A 23,360-nucleotide genomic window follows, 5' to 3' on the forward strand; every position below is an offset into this window, starting at 1 on the left:
GACACATGAGCAAAAGACAGCTGAAACTCGGCGCCTTGACCATGGGCTGCGGCGGGCCAGGTCGCCATAACCTGTGGCTTGACCCTCAATTACCGGCCGATGCCAGCGTGAATATCGACTGGTACATCGACATTGCACGTCAGGCCGAGGCGGCGTTGTTCGACCTGATGTTTATTGTCGACAGCCAGTTCATTACACCGGGTTCGCCCTCCCACTACCTCAATCGCCTGGAGCCGCTGACACTGTTATCGGCACTGGCGGTGAGCACGCGGCATTTGGGCCTGGTGGGCACGCTGACCACGTCCTACAACTCGCCGTATAACGTCGCACGGCGACTGGCCTCCCTGGATCTGATCAGCAAAGGCCGCGCCGGCTGGAACGTCGTCACCAGCGGCGATGCGGGCACTGCGGGTAATTACAGTCGCGATGAGCACTATGATTACGACACCCGCTACGGCCGCGCGGCTGAACACGTTCAGGTGGTGCAGGGGCTGTGGAATTCCTACGAAGACGACGCTTTCGTTCGTGACAGAGCCACGGGCCAGTTTCTCGACTCAAGCAAACTGCACAGTTTGAATCACAGCGGCGAGCACTTTTCGGTGGTGGGCCCGCTAAACATCCAACGCTCACCTCAAGGCCAGCCGGTGATATTCCAGGCCGGCGACTCGGAGCAAGGCCGTGATCTTGGCGCCGCCACGGCAGATGTGATCTTCACCCACGCGGCCAGCATCGAACAGGGCCAGGCTTTTTACCAGGATATAAAGGGCAGGGCGGTGAAGCATGGTCGTCACCCGGAGCAATTACTCGTCATGCCCGGCGCTGAAATCTACGTAGGTGATACAGACGCCCACGCCCGTGAAATCGAGCAGCATTACCATCAGGCCGACCATAGCTTTGAACTCGCGCTGAAGGAGTTTGGGCGTAATTTCGGTTGGCACGATTTCAGCCAATACGACCTCGATGCGCCGTTCCCCCAAGAAAGCCTGGAAGCAGCACGCAGTAGCTTTTTCACTGCCGCCAAACGCATCGCCGACCAGGCGCGGGAGAAAGGCTTTACCTTGCGCCAGGCGGTTGAGTTCGGGAGGCAGTTGCGACCGGGCGCATTTGTTGGCACGGCCGACACCGTCGCACAGAAAATGGCGGATTGGTTTGAAGCACGGGCCGTGGATGGTTTCAACATTTACATCGGGCACCCGGAACAGTTCAAGCGGTTCACGCAGCAAGTCATTCCCTTGCTGCAAGCGCGAGGGGTGTATCGCACGGCGTATGAAGGGACGACGTTGCGTGAAAGCCTGGGGTTGCAGATTCCGAGGTTTGGGCGCGCAATTAGTGATACAGGGGCTTGAAGTTTTTCGACGTCTTCACCGTTTCGTTGAGCTCAGCCAGATAGGGCAGGGGCGAGAACTCGAAGATCGCGGTGCGGGAGATCGCGTGTAAGAGCATGGATACAAAGGTCACGACGTGTGAAACATCACCGGGTTCAGTCTTAAATATGGAGATCACCGATTTGTAGTTGCGGTGCTTGGGAAACGGTGTGAGCCCTGAGCCGCCGGCCAATGTATTGGAATGCAGGATCAAACCGTCTTGAATGCTGAGAATGAGGTTGAAGCCGATATGTTCGCTGGTGGTATCACGGTCGTACAGCATCTGGCTGAGGCGCCAGTTGTTCATGGTGTGAAAACCAGTGATTTGGTCGCAGACCAGGAAGGACACCACGTTCAACTCTTCAAAATACTTCGGATTGAACACCAGGCTTTTATAGTCTTGGGTTTGCGCAGGCGTGCTTGGCGCCACGCCACCTTTGAAATCACTCAATGCTTGTTCCAGGTGGGTAAAGTCCAGCCACTTGTTGAACTCGTCAGGGGCGACCGTCGTCAGGTGATGAATGATCGACTCAGACAAGCCGGCAGGCCTGATGGGGAAGGGGTTGTTCGGCGTACACTCCCTGATGCGTTTGTTGTCGCGCATCACATCAATGGCTTTCCTCAAGCTCCCAAAGTCCAAAGTCGACTTCACCTCACCTAACGCGACCACGGTTTCGTACGGGAAAAACCTGGCGCCCGCAGACTCCAGTGTCGGCGTGTTTTCCGCGTCATACACCACCAGATCAATCTGTTTGGTTCGGGTTGACGCCGTGTTGACCGCAAAGCCATCACCGATGGAAAAATGCTTGGGCAAGAATTTGTTGATGAGCGACGCCACGATCCGCTCGCGATAACTACCAAATTCGCCTGCATGCGTCAGGTTGTTATGGGCATCTTCATCCTTGAACAAAGCCCTGGCATCTTCAAACTCCTTCATGAATTCGTGGGCGGCTTTAGTGATCAGTATTTCCAGTGGGTTATTGGTAGACGTCAACGGCGGGCACCTTAGTGTTCAAAACCAGCATGGGCACATAGTGGCGTCGTGGCGGCGTAGCCACAAGCCCACAGCGAAACGTCGAACCTTCACGGGGTAAATGCGGTTAGAGTGCTCACCAATGTCTAAATCGCTATGTGAATAATGAATCGTCCGCTGTTTATCTCTTTCGATGGGCCTAAGGGCACCGGCAAGACCACGTTGCTAGAGACGGTCACGGGCGCACTGAGGGCAGACAACAAGAAAGTCGTGCGGCTGTGTGAGAGAAAAAGCGACCCTGACCGGGGTGAAACCATGGCTCTGGTTAATGACCTCGTCAGGAATCCTTCTAGGGAACTGGAATGGGTGGTGTGCCAACGATTTGCTGAAAGCCGCCGTTGGATTTCCGAGCATGTGCTGACGAAGCAGCCGCTAGACAGCATCATCTTGATTGATCGCTGGTATCCGTCTGATGCCGCATTTCGCCACGCAATCCCGTTTGCAGAGATCCTGCAGTTGAACAAGGAACGGGGCGTGCAAATACCTGACCTGCACGTGGGCGTTATCACGGATCCGGATGTTTCCTGGACGCGGGCAGCCACACGATCACGGGGGCTGGGCGGCACGGTGATACAAAGGTACGCAGAACATGTCACGTGTACCGAGATGTTCGAACAGGCTGTTGCAGGTCAGGGTTGGGTTTTGTGCCGTAATGAAGGAACGATCGAAGACGCAACGAGGCAGGTGGTGGCTGAGATCGGTAAAGTCTGGCGGTGATGGTCAAAGGGGAGCCAGAGGTTGCTGCAAGCATGTGTAGCCTAATACACAATTTAACAAGTGGGTGATGTCATATGTTCATAAGCCACTCACGGGCCGGAGATTGCTGACTCAAAGTCCTCGAAACGAATGCGGGCGTTCATCGATTGACGTTCATAAACCTGACTTTACTGGACTCAGTTCAAGGCAAAGAAGTTTCTAAGAAGCTTGGGCCGACTCACAGTGTCGCAAAATTGCAGAAAAGTGCGAGGACACCATATTTATGCTGGACGTTAATTTTAATGAGGAAGTGATTATTTTTCTCCGGAATCTCAACCGTTTGATAGACAGTACAATCATTGGTCGAAGGACTCCATCAATGCTCTGTCGAGGGACTCTCGATTAGTATGATGGTTACTCAGCTGAGGATTTAGATGAGAAGGTTCAGCGTATTACTCATTAAAAATGAAACTCGCGCAGAAATAAATTTGCTTGATCATATGGTGAAAGCACCTAGAATCTCAAGTACTTATACGGATGCTGAGGCGGTTTTGTATTGTGATCTAGAGGAAAGAGAACAGGTCAAAATGGAGATAGTCACTACGGAGAGTACTTTAATTGAACACCATTAACAATGTCGATCGGTGGGAAGTGTTTGCCTTGCCAAGCTGAATATTTTAGAAGTGCAGGTTAATAATTGTACTTTCTGAAACGGCGCAACGATGTTCAGCCTAAGCATTTTTAGCTTTTAAAGCATGCCTTGCTAACGAAAAGCTACTTAAGACTTGCTAGAGCTTTGTTCCGTTTCCCATGGAGGTATGAATTTATCGTCAATCAAGTCTGTAGCCTTAAGAGATGGTCGATACTTACCGTCTCCAAGTGACGCCAAATTAATTTCTCTAATGGTCGTATTGTACCTATCAGCCAACGATTTGAAATCGTTATCAAGGTATGCTGCTTCACCTAGTAATCCACTCAATTTGTACTCCATCTGAGTTTTGGTAAGGCCAAAGCTATCGCGCTTTCCTTCGAGGGCCAGTTTAATTAATCTAATTTTTCTAAACCTAGCATTGGGAACTCTCAATACCCCCTCAGCAACCACCGTGCCAGTAATATGCTTAGGAACCTCTGCCCCGAAAAGACGTGTTTTCTTGGTAGCTGTCACATGTCCATGTTTTTTCACTATTTTTTGGACTTCCCATAGAAAATCGTGGGTTATGTGAGAGCCCGAAAATGTCAGGTCGTCAACATAGCAAGTGAATTGTAGGTTGGAGTTTTTCGCCAAGACACTCAGTTCGTCAAATAATGGCTTGTTAGAATAAAACGACAGTAGGGGGCTTAAGGGGCTCCCCGTCGGGATGCAGTCATCGCAAGTAACGAGTTCGGCATAAAAATTGGCTATGTCGCCTGGGCACTCAAGCCGATCCCTGAAAAAATTAAACACATGAGACTTTTTAGTTGATCGAAAAAAATTGCTAATATCTAGCGTCGCCACCATACAGCCACTCAAGTGCTGTTCAGCATTCCTCTTATATGACGTTCCCTTTAAAGCTGATTGCATGTACTCAGGTACTTTGACACAACGTAGTAACTTCAGAATGCGCTCGTGAATAGCTAGTAGTTTTCCTTTAGGCTTTTGCACCCAGCGAGTTTTAGATGGCTTGCCAATTTTGAAAGGATCAGGTTTGGGAGTCATCTCAAAGCGTTTGTAATCTCCTATGCTACATAGAAGGTCATGGATGCTGAGAGAGAGAATAGCTGCTAACTTCGATCGTGAAGTGGTTTTGTACAACGCGCTTTGTGATATCTCATAGGACTTTTTCTCTTGCTTAGCCTTTTTTACTCGCTTTGGCTTCATTTTTATTTTCAATCCATTCGAGAAGATGAATTACTTTTTTAGCTACGCCCACGCGCAATTTGTCTGACGGCTTAGGCGCGTCGAGATTTTCAGAAAAGAACAGTATTGATGATAACGGAATATCAAATCGATTGCTGTATTTTCCTAGCAATTCGATAGTCGGTTGTTTTTTGCCTGACTCTAGCTCGGAAAGGTGGGAATTCGAGATTCCCAGTTCCTTACTCAGCTCTGTTTGCGACAGATCGTGGTAGGTTCGAATCAAGCGTAATGCCTGGTTCAGCATCACAGCATCCTCATTAGTAAGTGACAACAGCGGGGGTTAGGCATTAGAAGAGCTCACGAAGATTTTCCATTAGTTTTGGCCAGTGTTTGTCGATCAGAGGAAACAAAAATTCGATCCACCTTACAGTCCACATCATCAGCCTTAACCACTTAACAATCTTTCGTTTTCTAACAACCGAACGTCGTTTGGCGGGTTTTTCAATTTTCATGGGCTTTACCTCAGTTGCCCCTCTCAGACGTTGAGAAGGTCTCGCATGCAACTGGATAGAAAATTGGAGCAAACGACGCTTTTCCCCCCTTCTGAGCACCTGCTTCCGACTCGCACGGAAGCAGTATCCCCACGTCTCCGGATCCCTGTGCTGCCGGGTGCCGAAGCGCTTGGGAAAGGGTTTAGAGGCAAGCCTCCACTGGACCGAAGCCCTCACAACAGCGAGATGATCTCCTTACCGCAGATGCAGGCTAACCGAGGCTTCGCGATAAGTCAAAAATATTCGCCAATAGCGAATTTTTTTAGTCCGAAGGGCTGCGGCTTGCTCCAGCTACAGCTCAGGAAATATTTGCCTTACTCTCTTTTCTGCTGTCCTTCAGACAAGCGCTGCGCTTTCTAAAAAACTGAGAGCCCGCAACAAAACGGCACTTTCGGCATGGCGTTTTGCGAGCCAGGTGTAAAGGCTGAGGGTGGCGAGGATATTTGCAGGCCGGTGTTGAGGTCTTGGTAGGTCATGGATTGCCCCGGCAGTGTCGGGGTTGTTGCGGGGGATTGCGGGCGCATGGGGGCGCCTCAGGTTTTGCGGGGGCCAGAATTACTCACGCCGCTATGGTGGGCGGCGTGGGTGTGGAGGGCTTTAATTGGGCATAGGGAGGATGCTGGGGCGAAGGCATTTAGAACATAGGTCGAATGCTGCACTTCAGTGGCCAGTGGCTATAATTCGAATTCAGCTAAAAACACAGGGAGTGCTATGTGAACGATCAAGTCGAAGTCAATACCATTGATAAAAAGAGATTCAGCGCTCTAGTCGGGCCGTCTCGCAAGCCCAACGCAGCGTTGTTCAGCAATGAAATCGGTTGGTTCGCCAACCCAGATGAGACAGTTCTCGGCGTATTACTCCACGATATTGATGATGAATATGCATGGGTAACCTTAGGGCGCGATGAAATTGGCCGATATAGAGCTTTCGATGTCGGCTCATGCCTTGAGAGTAAAGGTGAAGCCGAAAAAGCCTTGATTAATAAAATTATCGAGATCACCAACTCTGGAAAAACCGAGTTCCCTCAACGGGACAAAGGGAAAGCTCTCGATTTATTCGAGATAGTAGTTTCCGACGAAAAAATACATCCATTCTTTAGAAAGCTTAGCGAAGCACCAGGTTTTACCGCTGCCAAGGGTATCATTGACGAAATGATGCCTCATTTCATAGATATAGACGGGAATTTCATCGAGCAGTTTCAGTCCGCAGGATTCGATGCGCGAATTTGGGAGCTCTATCTGAATGCATACTTTATTGAAGAGGGATTCGAGTTTAATCGATCTTTCTATGCACCAGACTTTAACTTGGAAAAATATGGTCAAAAAGTCTGTGTGGAAGCTACTATCGTAGGTCGTGCTAAGCCTCTAAGCGCGGAAGAGGCAAGCCGCTCCTCAGAGCCAATGACCCATGAGCAGATTTTAGAAAAGACAATGAATGAGATGCCGATAAAATTTGGCAGTCCTCTTTACTCGAAGCTCAAGAAGGAATATTGGAAGCATGAGCATGTCGCAGGCAATCCTTTAATTTTTGCGATTGCGGATTTCCACGACCAGCAATCGATGCTTTGGAGTTCAACTGCCCTGCCAAATTATCTTTACGGTGTACGTCATAATTTCCACTACGACGAAAACGGAACATTGATCATAGATCCTGTAATCATTGAAAACCATAAGCACGCAGCAAAAAAAATTCCGTCGGGTTATTTCTTACAAGAAGGCGCTGAATATGTAAGTGCAGTGTTGTTTTCTAATAGTGGTACGATCTCAAAATTCAATAGAATGGGGGCGCAGGCAGGCTTTGGCGCTGACAATGTCATACTGATCCGCAAGGGCTTTTGTTATGATCACAATGAGAATGCTTCAGCTCCTAAGGTATTTTCTTATCGCGTTACAAGTGAATGCAATGAAGGTTGGGCCGAGGGGCTTTCAATGTTTCATAACCCCAACGCTCTGCATCCGGTAAATCCCGAGCTATTTCCTTCTGTAGCCCATCATTTCTTTGAAGATGGCCAAATAGTCAGTAACCTGCCTGAGTTTCATCCTTACTCGTCCACTACTAGTATTTTGAATGTGGTTGACGACGAGGAGTGGGAGAAAATGAAAAATAAGAGAGGCGTTTAACTTTTAGAAAAGCGCCAAGCAAATAATTGCTTGGTGCTCCTTCAGCTCAATTTTTCTGTTTTTTAGCGACAATCAATGGGCCGTACTCCATTTTATATACTGCGAATTAATTGATCCGTTCTCGTTTGGTTTTATTGAAGGCGTTTTTCATGTTTGTCTTCCGCTGGGGCGGCGAGATGGACGATGCGAAGTACTCAGTGGGATGCCACTAACATGAGTGCTAAGCAGCCAAATGCGCCTTTGACGATCAGAGGGTAGGTTTGAGCGCTTCTGGCAAATGGTCTTGGTTTGTGAAAGTTATGGCAGCGATGCTTATGCAGGCCACGCGTCGGTAGCGGTTGTATTGGCGGGCCAGTGCCGAATGTTGGGCGGCGATGTCCGTTATGTCTTGGCCTTAGGCGTCTTGCCTCGTGAGAACAAATCAAGCGAGAAGGTAGGCATGCCTGTGAATTGGTCAAGTGTATTGGTTGTGGTTGAAAGCAGCTGAGACCAAGGCTTTATCGTTGGCTGGCACATATTCCTGTATTGTTAGCGCCACTGAGGGCGAGAAACCTGCTTGGCGGGGGTGGATTGCTGACTTACAGATATTCCTAAGGAAGAAGCATGCGTTCAGCGTGGTCAGTGGATGGCAAGGATCTAAATACAAAACCTCGGACAGGGGGCGCCATTGCCGAAAAGGGATTTACGTTCCAGAAGGCCTACGCGCTGGTCAGGCTTACTTGGCTGCTCACGGGCGAAAAGGGTCTTGTTGAGCTGCGGTACGAAGGAGCTCAGGACATTGACCTCAGGTTTGTTGGAAATCGTGAGGTCTTGACTCAGGCAAAAGATCACCAGCCTGGCAGTTTCAGCTACTCGAAGCTTAAAGATGTAATTGCTGGTTTTGCACGGGACCTCATCACAGCCACCGCTCGAGGGAGCCATGGTGAGGACTCCCCTAGTTTTCGCCTAGTTTGCACAAGTGCTCCTTATGAGGAGAGTGCATTTCAGATTTTTCGACGAGTTTTCGTTAAGGACCATGCGCAGGCGATTAAACCGCTGATTTCGACGCAATACAGAGAAGGCTTGGACGAGGACCAGGTGCTTAAGTGCCTGGTCAAAGTTTTGGAGCATGCAACGTTCGAGATTATTCTCCATGAAGATGCGATAGCAGACCTAAATGCCCAAGCGTCTTGGAATCTCGTGAGATTTGGGGTACCCCCCGAGCACGTTCGCTCCAGTGTTGCAAGGTTGCAGGCGGCGCTGGTGCCGCGGGCGACCTTTCAGCTCTCAGATGTGGTCGAGAACCTAGTGGGGCTGCCAGATGGGCATCCAGGTAAGGATGGAGCAGCTTGTCGGTTGTTGCCGGCTCAGCACTTTCTCGAATTGACAAGTTCGATGCGAACTGCATTTCTTCATGGTGCGGTGCAAAGTTTATGGGCAGCAGTCGCCAACGATCTAGATGTATCAAGATCTGAAGTTTCAGGAGTCCGGCAAGCGTTGATCGACGTTCAGATCTCGGGCGGAATGGTTGTCGTTGAGGGAAATTCAGGCACCGGGAAAAGCGCGCTGGTTCGTCGTATTGCTTGGGATGCTCATCGAGCAGGAACACACCTTGTGCTAGAAGTTGTCGTACCCGGTGAGGTGGAGGATGCGAACTGGAAAACGATTCTTAGTTTACTGGCACTCTCCAGCAAACCACTGCTACTGGTAATCGATGATGTATGGCGCCATCGTGAGTTCGTTGAAGCGCTGGAGCGTCATATTAGGCCTGGATTGTGTGTCGTTGGAACGAGTCGGCCTGTGATCCTCTCCCAGAAGTCAGAAGTGACCATGCTCGCGGTCCATCCTGTACGGCTGGGGCCGCTCTCAGATGAGCTTGTTGGAGATCTGCGCCGCCTTGTCGGCGCAGATCAAAATACTGCCCCGCAGGTGGGTAATGGACAAGTCGCAAGGTTTATGGAACATGGGCAACTGTTGGCCTTGTCGCTAACTTTGCAAGGCGGTTCGTTGAATGAATTTGCCGCTAACATTCTCCGGCCTCTGCGCAGTAAATTGACATTCGATGGATTTTTGGGCCTTTGCATTTCTGGCCGCTATGACCAATCGGCTCCACTATCGTTGTTCGAACGCATTCGACCCGATGGGGTGGCGTTCTGGAAAGACGAGAGCTTCTTTGGGTTAGTGGCAGTTCAAAAGACAAAAAATGGAGTCTCTCGATTAAAGGTCGGCCATTCTCTGGTCGCTCAAGCAATTATCGAAAATGAGGATGAGAGCGTTGTCAATCGTACAATCTATTTTTGCGAGGCGTGCGATTCAGAGATCGTGGCGGAGCGAAGGTTTGTGGTCCGTTTACTCAGGGACGTGCTTGCTGATGACGATCTGTTAGAAGATGTGAAATCGAAACGCAAACTCTTGGCCGCAGCTATTCACAAACTACTCGATAATGCTTCTTTCTCGGATGCTCATCGTTTGGCGAAGATGCTCGTGTCGCTCGGCCAACCCGCGCTTGCGCAAAAATTTCTTGCTGCCGCGAAGGCGGACCGCGTAATAGATAGTGTTGACGTTGGCCTAGCACTGAGTTTTAGACGGCGTGAAGATTATGAAGAGCTCTATCCGCGCATCCTCGAATTCTTCGAAAGTGAGCCGAATGCTCCCGGCCGACGTCGGTTTGTGTATCGAGTACAGGACCTTGGTTCGCCTGCGCAGCAGCTTGCAGTTATTGAGCAGACTGCAAACTGGGTGATGAAGCACGACTTTCCAGCCGAGGAAACACTTGCGGTCCTGCAGCTTGGGGTCAGTGCCAGGGAGCGCGGGGCTACATTACGGTTGCAGCCAATGATTCAGGCATACCTCGAATCAGATTCCCTCGATATAGATATTCTCCATGCTGCTATTTCACCTTCTCGACGCATGAGAATACCTGAGCTTTCGTGCAACCTGATCCGTTCAGTCATGAGTGTCCTTCATGGGGCAGAGGTATGGAGCTCACGCCACAAGAGTTTGGTGCGGAGGGTCGCTGAGCTTGCTACATCTGAGCTCGATGAGGGCACCAGAAGTGCTTTGGGGGAGATGATCATTGCAACCTTTGACGAGGATGAGAGTCGAGCAAAGCGGGTGAAGACGGTTAGGGCCGCTATTATTGTGGGAGGCGTTGAAACGACTATGCTGATTAGCGATGAAATTCTCGCCATGAAGGCCCTAGGCTGGGAAGAGGCTGATCAACTCCAACGCCATTTTAACCATCGGTTTAAGCGCGCCTAGAGCTGGTTTCACTTGATGGGCAAAGGCGTGCAGCTGGATGTTCTACATATTGGCGAGGGCTTGGGGCTGGCTGCCGTGATGTATTTAAGTTGAACAGATATCCGGGTAATCATTGGGTTCCTTGAATGGAGGAAGGGGTTAGTCTCATGGAGAAAGCTCAAAAAGTATTAGATGCGTTGAATGCATATAAGAATAAGATGATTGATGCCAGTCAGCTTAGGCGGGCTATCAATCAGCGATTTAGTAGTGAGTTGAGGGCGTTGCGCGATGAAAAGGATCGCGTCGACAGCTTTGAGGGTGAAGAATTACCTCGCTCAATGAACAACATGTTTTACTACAGTCTCCGTACAGGGAATGCAACTGCTTACGGAGCGAAGCACTTGTTTTTGAGTGACCAGATATCAGCCGCTCACTTGCATCGAAATCGTCACTATCAGTGGGTGCTCGCTGAAGCCTATGAGGGCTTTGAAGACTTTCTGGAGTCTATCTATGCTGCGGTCGGATTTGCTGATCCTGATTTCTGGGTGCCCTCAGAGTTCAAGCCTGCTTGGAATGTCGATCCTGCTACGCAAAATTATGAATGGCATGTTGAGCAAGTTAAATATAAGAAAAATAAGCCGCGCAGTATATTGGTCAGCTTTAGGAACGCGTTCAAGGAGCTTCGAGACATAGAAGTTAGTAATAAGTGCGCCGTCCACGCTCCGTTTGAAATTAGCTTGATTTCAAAGCTGCGTCATCTGATAGTGCATAATGCTGGGAGGGTGGAAAACAAGGATGAAGTTATCCGCAGAGCGCTCACTGAGGCAGCTGTTAATGACAAGGATAAAGACGCTCTTACTGTCAGGGCAGGTATGTTTTTCAATAGATTTAAAGATAGTAAGGAAGAACTTGTGTTTCTGGTAGGGCACGAAAATCCACATTTCAGTTTTATATCTACTTATAATTTGGAGGACTTGCTCGGGTTTTTAGTGAGTTATGCTCAGGAGCTGACAGAAATCTGCATGAAACACCTCTACCCCCATCGCTATCCTTAACCAGTATTTGCTTCGTCCCTTTTCCGAGATCAGATGCAGGTGCTTACGAGCGCGAGAGCTCAATACATACAGAAGCCTGCTCGCCGCAATTTTTCAGGTAGCGCGTCAGCGCTACCCAGCGTTTAAGGCTGTAATCGAGGGCCTTGCCCCATATCCGAAATTGTGCAGTTACTGCCTCCGGCTGTCTTTACTGCACGAACCGTACGTCAAGGCGTAGAAAGGCCAGTCAACTGGCATGGTGCTTCCTCGGCATAATCAAAAATGGCGCTGAAGGCGTAAAGAGGCGTTTCTCGATGCGAATTTTTTGAGGAGTATACAGCCCTCTAAACCGGACTCTGTATCTGGGGCTGAGAGGCAGGTTGGGCGCATACCTATCTTGTACGAGACTGCCGAGAGTGTTCCGAGCTCCGGCCTTTCCATAGCGCCTGGTAATGGCTTCTTGATGTCAGTCCGGTTACGCTGATGCCCATCAGGGAGGAGGCGCGATGAGCCAGTACCTTTTAAGTTTTGCAAGGCAGAACCTTGAGGGGCGCACTGATGCTTACCTGGTGCTTCTCTGGTGTATATACCAGGCTAACCAAAGCAAGGGCCGCTACTCCGATCACATCAAATCACACATCACCACGGCGTCGGATCAGCTGCTGGGGCGCAACTACCAACGTGTCGCTGCTCGCTTCAAGAAAGTGCTTGATAAAAGGTCTGAACTGGATCGAATACCACCCTCGGGCTTGAGAGCGTTGGATTACCTTCGCGTCAAGAATTTCCGTGGCTTTGGGGAGTTTGGCGCCGACGATAAAGGAACGTTCATTCGATTCAGTAGGCTGAAAAACATTTTCTACGCGCCCAATGGTGGCGGTAAATCATCACTCTGCGAAGCCATCGAAATTTGCACCACTGGGGACATCAAGGAAGCCGCTAGGCGCAAGACCAAGGTGAAGCAGTACATCGCACGAGGAGAAACCAAGCCTCAGCTCGCTCTCTGGGGAACGAATAAGCTCAAAATTGCGCCCAGTATCAGTTGGTCGAGCTGTTTCATTGATCGCAATCGCCTTCAGGAGTTTTCGCTCCTGGGCTCCAAGGACACAGGCAGTGGCGAAAGTGATGTCTTGGCCACCTTGTTCGGATTGGAAGAGCTTCAAGAAGTCATCTCTCGTTTCGTCCGCCCTGAAAGTTTTACGCTCAAAGCATTTATGCGTGCCGACCAAGCCGAGGCACTGACCAACCTTGAACGCGCTCGAACAGAACTAGGTCAACAGAGGAGCAAGCACAGGGCAGATCTTCAAGCCGCGGTTTCGGAGATATGTCAGCTCTTGGGGCTGCGGCCCGATCAGGATTTTGAAATTCGACCAAAGGTACAGCGGCTGCGCAAAACGATAGACATGCACATCCGTGGGGCCGAGCGACTGCGAGCAGCCAAAGCACCAGTGGTCATTCCTGTGAAAGGCGTTGCACGTACTTCTGCCATCGCCAAGCGGTTGCTCAACCGCAGAACCCAGATCGAGACAATTTTTCTACAAAGGGCCAGTGACGTTAACTATCGCGCGGTTTTTGAAGCCTTGGAAGCCATTGAACAACAGTCTGAGCAAACCTGTCCTGCCTGTTTGACGCCACTTGATCAGGTCACGGTGAACCCGTTTGAAAGGGCTCGCGACCAGATCAAAGCGCTCGGAGCATTGGAGGCCCTGAAGCAATCCAAGCTGAAAAATGATGCTCAAGTTGTCCTGTGTGCTTCAAGGATCGCTACTGGGATCAGTTCCGTGAAAGGTAATGTTTACGCTGATGTACCTTGCCCACTGGCGATGGACGCGTTGGAAGCGGTGCTCGCAGAATTCCATACGGCCACTGATCGCTCGACAGTGGCGGCGTCTGTCCTCAATGCTTTCATCGCGCTCTGTGCTGACAGTACAGCCCAAATCGAGACCTATCTGCGCGCCTGCGAGCGTAAGCGGCGGGCGGTTGACCAGGCAGAAGTTCAAGCGGCCCGTCTCGATGAGCTAATCGAACACCTCAAGAAGATAGATGAATCGTTGAAGCGAAAGTTCGACATCAAAACCCGTGCAGAAACCGAGTTCAAAACCGCCAATAACAGGATGCTTGCCTTGATAGGGCAGAGATCAGTTTTGCTCAACGATTCGGTGGATAACAGTCACTTCAACCAGTTGCTCAAGGATCTTGAGGCTGAATACCGAACGCTGTATGGCGACCTGCTGGATTACAAGCTAGATCTCGAGAAGGCGCGCATTACAGGGATCGAAGCCAAGGCTTCCGAGTATTACCGAGCGATCAATAACCATGACGATGACCATGAGCAGATAGAGGCCCTGGCCTTTGAAAAGCTCACGGAGAGCTACCGGATCAAGATCACCAATGTGGACGGATCTCAGCTGGATGCGTTTGCTGTGCTCAGCGAGGGGCATCTGAGGGCATTGGGCTTATCGATTCTTCTGGCAATGGCTGAGAAAAACAACTTTCCCCTCATCGTCTTTGATGACGTCGTCAATGCGATCGACACGGATCACCGATCCAACATCATTGATCTGTTTTTCAATGACACTTACCTGCGTCGGATCCAGATGGTGGTGACCACCCATGATCGCCTCTTCTGGGAGCGCTTCTGCATCATCGCTGACCGTCATCCTCAATGCGACCAGCACGCAAACCATGTGCTCAGCTACACGAACAAAGGTATCGTGGTCATTGATCACGCAGGTGGTTTTCAGAAAAAGGTGCACGTGGCGCTGTCGGTTTTCGACGTTCGGCAAGCATTGCTGTATTGCCGGATCTGGTTCGAGTCCATGGTGCTGGAGTTCTGCATTGAGAACGGCGTCCAGGTCACCGCGAACTTCAACAAATCGCAGCTCAAGAAGAGTATGTACCTGCAGGTGAGCCTGGAGCACACCTTCAAGCTGGTGGAGCCCTTCATTGACTACGACCTTTCTCATTTCAATTTCATCAAGAATGACCTAGTGAACTGGGGTGGCCAAAACCAGGAGCACCACGCCTTTGATGAAGGAAGCCTAAACTTTGTACACTCCAAGACAAGTGGTGAGGTCCTGAAAATCTACGATGCCATCCGCTTTCTGGAATGCCAGCTCTTCATGTACAAAAAGAGGGAGTCCGGAGAAAGGTACCTTGCAGAGGTGAATGAAAAAATCGAGAAGGGCCGCAGGAAATTGGCAGGACTCGCCAGGGCACCGGAAGAGGTGCAACAAGAACATCAGGTCGGGTTAAAGGCGCTGGAAAAGCGCGCCATTGAGCTAACCCAAGAGCTTCAGTTCATCGAGCGCTGCGTAGTGAGCGTTGCTGACCGCGAGCGAGCCAGGGATCTGCCAGCTGAGTTGCCGCCCACCTAGCCGGCATGTTGCAAGCCGCTGTCTGGATGGTTGCTCGAATGATCAGTTTGAACCGCCCTGCGTTTTGTAAATACCTCGTTGCCTTAAACTGATATCGAGTACGAGGAGCCCTGAGCAAGCCGCGTCTGGCTAAAAACACAACGGCGATAAAAGGGTGAATACGAGGGAACGTCTTATGAGAGTTCAGAGCAACACATCAGAAAGGCAAAAGCCCGGTCGTTACCGGGCTTTGCAGATCCCTCTAGGGAAGATAAAGCTCAAGTGCCTCAAGGGCTACCAGCCAAACTCTACGAGCGGTTGGCGCACATGTCAACGCTTTGCGTGTGGGACGAAGTAGTTAGGATATGTGTACCGTAATGTGTAGTCGTCAGAGCTGAGACAGTCCTGTCTAGCACTGTGGGCAGGTTACCATGCCGCAATCTGTAGTCGATACGAAGACTACTCAGCCTGATTATCGGGTGTCTCTCAACGGTGCCATTACTGATTCTACGTCCAAACCGTTCATAAGGCAGTTGTGTGCTATTACTGACAGAGCCTCGAAAAGCTTGTCTCGCTGTCTTGCCAACGCAGCGTTCTCCGCTTGAAGACTTGCAATACGCTCTTCTAGACTCCTGCGCCGGCGGGCACCATCCGGATCCCTCCCGCTTTCTCTCATTTGAACAATACGGGCGGCCTCAATTCTTTCTCCACGGTCACCTCCTAGCGTAGCTCGGCTTGTCAGGCCCAACCGGCGCTGCACCTCCGGTCGGGAAATGGGAACGATCTCCACTCCTGAGCTAATCATCTGGGCGAGGAGAGCGTCTATTGCTTCGTCAAGAGTGCCGCCCCTCAATGTCTGTCGTCGTGCCATAGTTGCCCCTAGTCATCTGATACCGAACTGTGTCGTTTGTCCGAGTCCACAACCGTGATTGGACGCCCGTTTGGAAACACGCGTTGCACACCTCCATTGGTATCGCGTGCAAGGACAGATTTTAAATTCTTGAGCTTGTTTTCCTGGTCTGCTAGCCATACATCGCTGCCTGCCTCCCCGGTGCCTGCGTCGCGCATGATGGATATTGCCTGCGTCAGATTCTTGGCTTGTTTTTCAAGGTTGACCCGCTCCGATGGAGTGCCCATCAGATGTAGATGCGAGCAGCCATTCCAGCATTGAAGATGCTTAGGGCAGGGGGCCTGGGAGAAATCGTGGATACAACCTCCGAAAGGGGTCACATGCAGCGCCGTGGCGTGTACGGTGAGGAATGCTTCCGCAGTTGTTGTACCTTTATCTGATAGCAAAGCATGGTAACTATCGGTCAAAGCGCCATGAATTCGCTTACCTCTTATGGCTGTATGTAGAAAGTCGAGGCGCTCGTGATAGCTATTGAACGCCAGAAACTCATGATGGGCAGCGGTGTTTTCTTCAATGCTCGTGTGTTGGTAATAAACATTCTGGTCGAGGCGTTTTCGCCCCAGAGCCAATGCTTGCTGAACATCGCTCATACCGGTCAAGTGGTAAATTGTGTTCCGCCAGTGTCTAGGTTGGTGGCTTGTTAGCCTAATCGGAGTTCCATCGGATTCGGTTAATGAACGACGCGAAAAAATGGACGTATATTTTTCATCGTCACCTAATGCGTGATTGATATCCCCGAGGGTGACCCGACGCGGGACCGCACGAAACACATTCGCCTCACGTCCACCGAAACGAAATTGGCCGTCGAAAGCGATCGCAAGCGTTTCGCTGGTTCTAAGTACGATACGAACTTGTCCCCCGACATTTTCTGTCAATGCCGCGTGCCCACGGATCCTCGGGACGATCAGTCGCTCAATCTCCCCGGCGACGTAACGTCGCTTTAACGACCTTCCTTGCTTTTCATCCGGTTCATCGTCAAATGGATGGACACCGTTGCGTGTGTCTTCAGCAGGCGCAGGTACTGGTCACGTGTTCGTGAACTGATCTGCTGAAAAAGTACAGTGCCAGCTTTGCCGATTCGGGCGATCAGATTATCGGCATGACGGCCACTTTGGAGCCAAATAGCGTAACCGTCCAGCAAAGCCAGAATCGCCTCAAAGTGGCAGGCCAAGATGGCCTCATCGATATCCAGATCTCGGCTTTTGGCATAGGCGTAGAAAGCCTGGATCGCGCGCAGGTGCGCCGCAGCCGTGTTGTAAGCCCGGTGCTTGAGTTTGAGTTGGACGTAGATGAACGGAATGAGTATGGGCAACGGCGTCGCATCACCAGCTTGTACAAGCAGCGGTAGTCGTTGACCTGAAGAGAACCTGCACTGGATCAGTTTCATCGACAGCTACCTCATTCAAGGACTCGCCATGAACACGAAACACATGGCCCGTTGAGAGAGTAGACGTCAAATACGAATTGGTCGAATCAGTGACTTACGTAGCTTATGAACATATCTGACATAGCACCTCGTTTAACATAATATACATTATGCGTAATACCGTATTGCGCATTCAGGGTCAGTCCACAGTAGATTTCAAACCTCACTCCCTCGCCTTGATGCCATGCCCAATGGCGCCTTTGGCAAACCTCATCTTTACTCGCTGCATGGACGCCGCCACCGCCTGAGGTTTTGCATGAAGCACATTATCTGCGCTGCGCTTTTATCCGTGCTGCTCACAGGCTGCGATGTCAGCTTCAATAAAACGCCGCCCAAAACCATCGCATCTGAACCTTCTACCGAAGAACAACAACGCCAGGTGTTCAATGCCACGGTTGAGTTTCTGCAGTTACTGGATACAGGTCGTGTCAATCAAACCTGGTCAACCTCCAGTCCGCTGCTTCAAGCGACAACGTCTGAATTGATGTGGACCAATGGCATCAAGGCCATACGCCTGGGCCTTGGCGACTATGTCGAACGTACCAGCGCCAATATCGGGTTTACCACGCAGATGCCGGATGTGCCGGCCGGCAGCTATGCGGTTGTCGAGTGCGTGACGACGTTTAGCACCGGGCCTGCGATGGAGAACATCGTATTACGTGATGACGATAACCAGTGGCGTGTGGTGGGTTATTCGGTCAATAAGCGCTTTTTGGGTGGCGACGAGCCTGACAACAAGTCGCCCTGACCTGCCTCTATATATATAATGTAATTATAACTAAACTAAATAGTCATTTAGTTTAGTTATATCAAAGGCGAAACCGATCCACCGATTGCGACAGCTCCCCCGCCAACGACGACAACTCGTCCGTCGTTGACGCTGTGGTCGCGATCACCCGGCTATTGCTTTGCGACATCCCGGCAATCATCTCCACTTGGTGGGCAATTTCATTGCTGGCCAGGCTCTGCTCGCCGATGGTGCGGGAAATGTCATTCACCAGTTCCGTGGTCTTGAGCGTGGCCTGGAGAATCTCGCGGATTGCCCGTTCGACTTCTGCGGTCACTGCCATGCCTTTGTCGACCTGAGCAACCCCCTCCTCCATGCTGGTCACCGCTTCCCGGGTGTTTTGCTGGATGCGTGCGACCATGCTGGCAATTTCCTGGGTCGATGCGCTGGTACGGCCCGCCAGGCTGCGGACTTCATCCGCCACTACGGCAAAGCCGCGTCCCTGCTCGCCGGCGCGGGCGGCTTCGATCGCGGCGTTCAGGGCCAACAGGTTGGTCTGGTCGGCGATGCCTTTGATCACCTGGATGATGCTGAAAATCGCCTCGGACTCTTTGTCCAGCGTACGAATAACCTGAGCCGACTGCTGCGCTGAGCGAGCGATGCCATCCATGTCGTCGACGACCTGATGTATCACCCGACCACCCTCCTTGGCCAGCGCCTCGGCCTGATTGGCCATGTCCAAGGCGCGGCCGGCATGCCGAGTAATCTCTTCGATGCTGGCGGTCATTTCACTCGCTGCCGCCGCCATGGTGCTGGCGGCAGCGCTTTGTTGCTGACTGCTGTCGGCGACTTCATGGCAGCCATGGCTCAGTTGTTCGCTCTTGCCGTTGACGCCATGGGCGTTGCTGCGCACCACTTCGATCATGCCGCGCAAATCGCGCTGCATGGTGGCGAGGCTGCGAATCAACGCACTGGCTTCGTCGTTGCGACGAGGCGCGACAATCGGTTCGCTCAAGTTGCCACGGGCGATACTGGCGGCAATGCGGCTGGCGGTTTGCAGTGGCCCCATGATGCTCAGCAACACCCAGCGGCCCTGGGCCAACAGCAACAACAGGCTGGCGATCAATACCGCACCCAGGGTGACGTTGGCGGTGCTGATGGTCTGCCGAGTGCCGGTACTGGTTTTTTGGGTATCGTCCTCGATCAGCTCGCTCAGGCTCGCCATTTGGTCTTCAAGCTGGCTGAACGCGACATTGAATGTCTGCAATTGCTCGCGTGCGGCCTCGGGATTATCCAGAGCCTGGGCGACGATGCGCTCACCCGTGCTGATATAAGTGTCGAGGCTCGGGCGGATTTTTTCCAAAGAGGCCTTGAGGGTTGGGTCCAATGGCAGCTTGAGGTTGTCTGCCAGCACCTGGCGAAAATGCTCGGCATGCTCCTGCAGCGAACTGTTGACCTCGGCCGGAGTGCTGGTGCTTTTCCCCAGGCCCACCAACATGGCCGACAGCACGTCGGCGCGCAGTGCGTCGTGCATCATGTCGGCTTCCATGTGGTTTCGCAGCACCGTCATGCTGACCTCATTGGCCTGTACGGCATGGCCCATCCGGGTGTTTCCCACATAACTGGCCAAGCTCATGATCAATGCGGTGATCAGCCCGGTCGCAATCAACAGTATCAAGCGCAATTTGATCGTCATGCTGTTATCCCCGTGCCTGGGTCGCCGGTTGAGAGCCCTACCGCAAACGCCTCTGCTTACAGCGTTATCGGCATCCATTGCTTGTTATTGAAGCCCAACTTTGCGGATTTGCGCAGATCCCTTAAGCTGACCGACCTTTGCTCCACCCGGAACTGCCCATGTCTCGAAGTATCGTCCACCTCGCCCTGCTGCTGGGCTTGATCACGGCCGTTGGCCCCTTCGCCATCGACATCTACCTGCCCGCCCTGCCCACGCTCGGCACCAGCCTGAATGCGTCGCCGGCCGCAGTACAGATGAGCTTGATCGTGTTCTTCATCATCATCGGCGTGTGCCAGCTGTTCTATGGCCCGATCAGCGACGTGTTTGGGCGCAAGCCGCCGATCTACGCCGGGCTGGTGATTTTTGCGATTGGCAGCATTGGCTGTGCGCTGGCCCCGACTATTGAAGCGCTGATCGGCTTTCGTGCCTTGCAGGCCTTCGGTGCCTGTGCCGGCATGGTGATTCCCCGCGCGATTGTGCGCGACCTGTACACCGGCCATGAAGCCGCGCGCTTGATGGCCCTGCTGATGCTGGTGATGAGCGTCTCACCGATTCTCGCTCCGTTGGCCGGTAGCCTGGTGATTTCGCTGTGGAGCTGGCGCGAAGTATTCGCGGTGCTGGCCGTGGTGTCGCTGGCGTGCCTGGTGATGACCGCCGTGCAACTGCCGGAAACCCACCCGGCCGAACGGCGCCTGGGCAAGACCTTGGGCAGCGCCTTCGGCAGTTATGGCGCATTGTTGCGCGACCCCGTGTTTAATGGCCTGGCGGTGGTCAGCGGGTTTGGCCTGGCGACGTTCTTCGTGTTCATCGGCAGTGCGCCCTTCGTGTACATCGAGCATTACGGCCTGACGCCGACCCAGTTCAGCCTGGGATTTGCGCTCAATGCAGCGTCGTTTTTCACCATGAGCCAGCTCACTGCCCGCCTGAGCGCGCGTTTTGGCCTGCCATCGCTGATTCGTTGGTCGGTAGTGGCTGTGGCTGCAGTCATGGCGTTGCTGGCACTCACCACACTGTGGGTCGACAGCCTTGCGGTGATGATGACCTTGCTGTTTATCGGCTTCGGTTTTCTCGGCCTGTTGCTGCCGGCGGCCGGGGTGCTGTCCCTTGAGGATCACGGCGCGGTGGCGGGTTCTGCATCGGCGTTGCTGGGGGCGATCCAGATGATTACGGCTGCGGGGTCCATGGCGCTGGTAGGGATCTACGCCGATCACACCCCAGCGCCGATGCTGATTGGCATTGCCCTGTGTGCACTCGCCGCCATGCTGACGGTGATGTGGACCCTGCAGCGCTTGCCGGCGCACTTGGCGAGCGCCCCGCCCTCCTCCTGAGCAAGCCTGGTGCGGGCCCGCTCCCACCGTTTGATCTTCGTCTATAGGTCAAACCGATCAACCGCCCGCCTGCGCTCATTGTCGTCGCGCACGTCATAACTGGCAGTGGTTTGGATATTGGTGTGGTGCGCCAGCTTCTGCGCAATCGACAGGTCATGTTCCTCGATCACCCGCGTGATAAACGAGCGGCGAAAGTCATGGGGCATGATCTTCACGCCGACCTGTTCGCCACGCTGGCGAGCGATGTAATAAATCGCGTGTTTTGTGATGCGCTCTCGGGTGATGTGGCTCCCCCGGCGAATGCGGTTGAACAGGAATGCATCGTCCTGCTCACCCTCCTTGAGCTGCTCGCGACGAAAATCCAGCCACGCCTGCAACTTCGCAAACGCCCAGTCTGGCGCGTACTTGAGCAGTTCTTTGTTGCCCTTGCCGATCACCCGCAGGCTGCGCTCGGCAAAGTTGAGCTGCGCCAGATCGAGGTTGACCGACTCCGACTTGCGCATGCCCGAGCCATAGAGGATGCCGATCAGTGCCGCATCCCGCAGGCCCTGGGGGCGAGGGTCGGCGGCGCAGACGTCCATCATCTCTCGAATCAGTGTACGCCGCAGGTTGCGGCCCTGGCCCAGCCGGGTGCCGGGCGCCGGCTTGACCGTGCGCATGCGCAGCAAGTGTTCCTGGGTGATCAGGCTCATGCGCCAGGCCTCATTCATCACCCCGCGTACCGCGTTCACATACAGCGATGAAGTATTCGGCGCATAGCCGTCTTCGCGCAAGGCGGCGACCAGGGCTATGACGTGTTCGGGCTGCAACAGGTGCCAGTTGATGTCTTCGAGGTTGATGTCTTCGAAGCCCAGGCGGTCGGCGGCGTCTTGCAGCACGTAGCGCATGGTCAGTTGGCTGGAGGGCGCCAGGCGGGTGAGATAAAGGGTCAGCGGGTTGCGGATAGACTCGGTCAAGTTGAATCAGCCTTTGGATTAAATACCTTAAACAAGCCGTTGTTTATTCAAAGTATTTAGTGAGTTGGCGAAGGCCGAGTCTAACGCAGGATCGGCCCTGGCACCAAATCATGGGGCGGTGTCGTCGTCCTCGGTAGGCTCTTGCGGCTGGGACTGGGCCTGGCCCCATTCACTGTCCTGTTTCTGCATAAGGGCGAACCAGTGCTGACGCATAAACGTCAGGTACGCTGGCGGCGCCTTGGCAAAATCCTTCTCGTCGCCATAACAACCCGGCAGCGGCAGCTCGGTGCCCTGCTCCTTGTATTGGCTGACCAGCGCCTGCTGCGCGGCGACGCTGCAATCCTTGGGCAGGGGCATGCCGCGCAGTGCGCCGGCATCCTCGTCCCACCAGCTCGCGCCGTAGCGGTCGACGCCGCGAAGGCGAAACTTTTCGGACTTGCCCACGTGCATGATCAATTTGAATTCGTTGGGGCTGACATCGCTGGTACAAGTGCGCGAATAACCTACAGTCGCCTGTGTGATGCCATCGCCGGTCAGGTCGGTGACCTTGGTTGCAGCCATGTCAAAGCGCAGCGCTGCGTCGAATTCGCAATGCTGCACATCGTCATAAAGCATCCACACGCGTTTAGGGCGGTTGCCGTCGATCAGGTACTGCGCCGCATACACAAACGCCGACTGGGTGCCGTCGTCGTCACGCTCGCTGACCTGCTCGGCCAACACCAGCAGGTTCTTGCCTTGGTGATCGTCCCAGGTATAGGCCGCGATCTGCTTGCCACGCACTTCAACGCCATCGGGCACCTGGTCGATGCTGGTCAGCGCCACGCCCTCGTCGGCGCGCACAGTGGTGACACACGCCACGCTCATCAACAAACCCATCAACACTGGCCGCAACTGGCCGCGTAAAAGCTGCACGCTATTCATCCGAGTACCCTGGCAAGAGACGGCTTACTTTACCGGCACTTGAGGCGCATTGCAGAGAAGATTCTTCAATAAATGGTATTGCGCAGGGTGCGAACGAGAGCCTTACTCAACACCCTGATTACTTAGCTGAACACTGGCTGTCTACCGGTC

At 52.7% G+C, this 23,360-nt stretch carries 15 protein-coding genes and 2 pseudogenes; 8 read left to right on the forward strand and 9 right to left on the reverse strand.

The window, feature by feature from the left end; translation table 11 throughout:
• Nucleotides 1-5 precede the first annotated feature (5 nt).
• The gene (locus ICY20_RS24865) at nucleotides 6-1,346 is read left to right on the forward strand and encodes an LLM class flavin-dependent oxidoreductase (RefSeq protein ID WP_159957518.1); all 1,341 of its coding nucleotides are present in this window, start codon (nucleotides 6-8) and stop codon (nucleotides 1,344-1,346) included.
• Here the strand turns inward: ICY20_RS24865 and ICY20_RS24870 are convergent.
• Nucleotides 1,327-2,358, reverse strand: coding sequence for a DUF6602 domain-containing protein (locus tag ICY20_RS24870; RefSeq protein WP_194938861.1), 1,032 nt, complete (start codon nucleotides 2,356-2,358; stop codon nucleotides 1,327-1,329). The two genes, ICY20_RS24865 and ICY20_RS24870, sit on opposite strands and share 20 nt — an antisense overlap.
• 144 nt (nucleotides 2,359-2,502) lie before the next feature.
• On the opposite strand from ICY20_RS24870, the gene ICY20_RS24875 reads away from it, so the two are divergent.
• On the forward strand, nucleotides 2,503-3,114 hold the full coding sequence (locus ICY20_RS24875) for a dTMP kinase (RefSeq protein ID WP_194938862.1): 612 nt from the start codon (nucleotides 2,503-2,505) through the stop codon (nucleotides 3,112-3,114).
• 757 nt (nucleotides 3,115-3,871) lie between these two features.
• Here the strand turns inward: ICY20_RS24875 and ICY20_RS24880 are convergent.
• Together ICY20_RS24880 and ICY20_RS24885 are read right to left on the reverse strand one after the other, a co-directional pair.
• The gene (locus tag ICY20_RS24880; RefSeq protein ID WP_194938863.1) at nucleotides 3,872-4,951 is read right to left on the reverse strand and encodes a reverse transcriptase family protein; all 1,080 of its coding nucleotides are present in this window, start codon (nucleotides 4,949-4,951) and stop codon (nucleotides 3,872-3,874) included.
• Nucleotides 4,923-5,234 (reverse strand): helix-turn-helix transcriptional regulator, encoded by a 312-nt coding sequence (locus ICY20_RS24885; protein ID WP_194938864.1) that lies wholly within the window; start codon nucleotides 5,232-5,234, stop codon nucleotides 4,923-4,925. Before ICY20_RS24885 ends, ICY20_RS24880 begins: the two co-directional genes overlap by 29 nt.
• Before the next feature lie 960 nt (nucleotides 5,235-6,194).
• Between ICY20_RS24885 and ICY20_RS24890 the strand changes: the two genes are divergently transcribed.
• The 4 genes from ICY20_RS24890 to ICY20_RS24905 all read left to right on the forward strand — a co-directional run bounded on the left by ICY20_RS24890 (nucleotide 6,195) and on the right by ICY20_RS24905 (nucleotide 15,228).
• Nucleotides 6,195-7,601 (forward strand): glycosaminoglycan attachment protein, encoded by a 1,407-nt coding sequence (locus ICY20_RS24890; RefSeq protein WP_194938865.1) that lies wholly within the window; start codon nucleotides 6,195-6,197, stop codon nucleotides 7,599-7,601.
• 603 nt (nucleotides 7,602-8,204) lie between these two features.
• A complete protein-coding gene (locus ICY20_RS24895) occupies nucleotides 8,205-10,841 on the forward strand; it encodes an ATP-binding protein (protein ID WP_194938866.1) in 2,637 nt (878 codons plus the stop codon).
• A gap of 146 nt (nucleotides 10,842-10,987) precedes the next feature.
• Nucleotides 10,988-11,875, forward strand: a complete 888-nt coding sequence (locus ICY20_RS24900; protein WP_194938867.1) for a hypothetical protein — start codon at nucleotides 10,988-10,990, stop codon at nucleotides 11,873-11,875.
• 485 nt (nucleotides 11,876-12,360) lie between these two features.
• Nucleotides 12,361-15,228, forward strand: a complete 2,868-nt coding sequence (locus ICY20_RS24905) for an AAA family ATPase (protein WP_194938868.1) — start codon at nucleotides 12,361-12,363, stop codon at nucleotides 15,226-15,228.
• Between the two features lie 858 nt (nucleotides 15,229-16,086).
• Here the strand turns inward: ICY20_RS24905 and ICY20_RS24910 are convergent.
• Nucleotides 16,087-16,707 (reverse strand): hypothetical protein, encoded by a 621-nt coding sequence (locus tag ICY20_RS24910; RefSeq protein ID WP_194938869.1) that lies wholly within the window; start codon nucleotides 16,705-16,707, stop codon nucleotides 16,087-16,089.
• Nucleotides 16,708-17,114: 407 nt separating this feature from the next.
• Nucleotides 17,115-17,504: pseudogene (locus tag ICY20_RS24915) on the reverse strand (site-specific integrase); the annotation flags it as partial.
• Between the two features lie 295 nt (nucleotides 17,505-17,799).
• Between ICY20_RS24915 and ICY20_RS24920 the strand changes: the two are divergent.
• Nucleotides 17,800-18,291 carry a DUF4019 domain-containing protein gene (locus ICY20_RS24920; RefSeq protein WP_194938870.1) on the forward strand — a complete coding sequence of 164 codons (492 nt, stop codon included), beginning with the start codon at nucleotides 17,800-17,802 and terminating at the stop codon, nucleotides 18,289-18,291.
• Between the two features lie 61 nt (nucleotides 18,292-18,352).
• Here ICY20_RS24920 and ICY20_RS28505 read toward each other — a convergent pair whose 3' ends face one another.
• Both ICY20_RS28505 and ICY20_RS28510 read right to left on the reverse strand, forming a co-directional pair.
• On the reverse strand, nucleotides 18,353-19,216 hold the full coding sequence (locus ICY20_RS28505; RefSeq protein ID WP_407692640.1) for a methyl-accepting chemotaxis protein: 864 nt from the start codon (nucleotides 19,214-19,216) through the stop codon (nucleotides 18,353-18,355).
• Nucleotides 19,211-20,044, reverse strand: a pseudogene (locus tag ICY20_RS28510) (HAMP domain-containing protein); the annotation flags it as partial. The gene ICY20_RS28505 and the pseudogene ICY20_RS28510, both read right to left, overlap by 6 nt.
• Before the next feature lie 80 nt (nucleotides 20,045-20,124).
• Here ICY20_RS28510 and ICY20_RS24930 point away from each other — a divergent pair.
• The gene (locus tag ICY20_RS24930; protein ID WP_194938872.1) at nucleotides 20,125-21,333 is read left to right on the forward strand and encodes a multidrug effflux MFS transporter; all 1,209 of its coding nucleotides are present in this window, start codon (nucleotides 20,125-20,127) and stop codon (nucleotides 21,331-21,333) included.
• A 41-nt stretch (nucleotides 21,334-21,374) separates the two neighbouring features.
• On the opposite strand, the gene ICY20_RS24935 is transcribed toward ICY20_RS24930, so the two are convergent.
• Both ICY20_RS24935 and ICY20_RS24940 read right to left on the reverse strand, forming a co-directional pair.
• Nucleotides 21,375-22,289 carry a site-specific integrase gene (locus ICY20_RS24935; protein WP_159962067.1) on the reverse strand — a complete coding sequence of 305 codons (915 nt, stop codon included), beginning with the start codon at nucleotides 22,287-22,289 and terminating at the stop codon, nucleotides 21,375-21,377.
• A gap of 108 nt (nucleotides 22,290-22,397) precedes the next feature.
• Nucleotides 22,398-23,210, reverse strand: a complete 813-nt coding sequence (locus ICY20_RS24940; protein WP_159962068.1) for a M949_RS01915 family surface polysaccharide biosynthesis protein — start codon at nucleotides 23,208-23,210, stop codon at nucleotides 22,398-22,400.
• Nucleotides 23,211-23,360 lie beyond the last annotated feature (150 nt).

The sequence above is a fragment of the Pseudomonas pisciculturae genome, from assembly GCF_015461805.1.
GTDB lineage: Bacteria > Pseudomonadota > Gammaproteobacteria > Pseudomonadales > Pseudomonadaceae > Aquipseudomonas > Aquipseudomonas pisciculturae.